At 61.8% G+C, this 1,036-nt stretch carries 2 protein-coding genes; one reads left to right on the forward strand and one right to left on the reverse strand.

Features of this window, described 5'->3' with window-relative positions; genetic code table 11:
- Positions 1–137: 137 nt before the first annotated feature.
- The gene (locus XI09_RS08535) at positions 138–347 is read right to left on the reverse strand and encodes a hypothetical protein (RefSeq protein ID WP_271566446.1); all 210 of its coding nucleotides are present in this window, start codon (positions 345–347) and stop codon (positions 138–140) included.
- 219 nt (positions 348–566) lie between these two features.
- Between XI09_RS08535 and XI09_RS08540 the strand changes: the two genes are divergently transcribed.
- The gene (locus XI09_RS08540; RefSeq protein ID WP_271566447.1) at positions 567–974 is read left to right on the forward strand and encodes a nuclear transport factor 2 family protein; all 408 of its coding nucleotides are present in this window, start codon (positions 567–569) and stop codon (positions 972–974) included.
- Positions 975–1,036 lie beyond the last annotated feature (62 nt).

A 1,036-nucleotide genomic window follows, 5' to 3' on the forward strand; every position in this document is an offset into this window, starting at 1 on the left:
ATCGCGGCGATCATCATCGCGCCGCGACACTGACTCGCCATCCTGATCGCCGCGCTCTTCCGACCCAGATCGTCGCGCTATAGGCTCACATCGCCGGGGCTTCAACCGCCAAAGCCAGCCGAGACGTAAAGGGTGTCTCAGGCATCGAGTTGCCCGGCATAGATCCGGATGCGTCCCGGCGTGGTCATTCGCAGCCTGCCCTGAAGAAAGACCATGTAGCCCAGCGCGATCAATCGGGCGCGATGCTTGGCAGGGATCACAGGCGCGGCGCTGTTTGCAGACGCATTACCGACCGTGAGCAAAGAGGCGAACTCTTCATGGGTGAGCTTTTTCGCTTTTGCGGTCATGATGTGAGCATGAACCGCTTCGGCGATCCTGCATGTTCCGTTTTGCTCAGAGGGGGAAATTAAAGGCCGCCTCAGTTGTCGGCCTCTTTCCACCGTCCTTCCAAAACGTCCGGCGCCCGCATTTTGGCGCTGGCCTGTTTCCGGACGCAGGATCCCAGTTTGATTTTCACGGTGGCCTCTTTTCAAGTACGCTGCATCGCAACGTGATGGAGCCAGCCAGTGTCGGACGGGGTGCGCGATCTATTCGACCGCTGGGAACGGGTCTGGCACGACGGCCAATATGACCTGGTCCCGAGCTGCGTCGGACCGACTTACATCAGGCATGACGAGAACGGCGATCGGACCGTGACGCGGGAGGCTTACGCAGCCGAGTTGCAAGGCGTCCACAAGGACCGACCGGGCATCCGCGTCGTGGTCTACGACCATTCATTCACGACGGACCGCGCCTGGTTCCGGTTCTCGTTTCAATGGCGCGATCCCAGGACCGGCGAGAGGCAGAGCCGGGCCGGGATGCAGAGCTACCGGATCGAGGACGGAAAGCTGGTCGAGACCTGGATCACGATGCGCCCGCTCGGCTCGTCATGGACTGACACGCCGCAGGAACGCTGGACGACGCCAAAGACGTAAAGCCGCCGCACCAGGCGCAGTGAGCCGCCTCAGTTGGCGGCCTCTCGGCTCTCCGAACTTTG

It is taken from the genome of Bradyrhizobium sp. CCBAU 11386 (assembly GCF_028128955.1).
Taxonomy (GTDB): domain Bacteria; phylum Pseudomonadota; class Alphaproteobacteria; order Rhizobiales; family Xanthobacteraceae; genus Bradyrhizobium.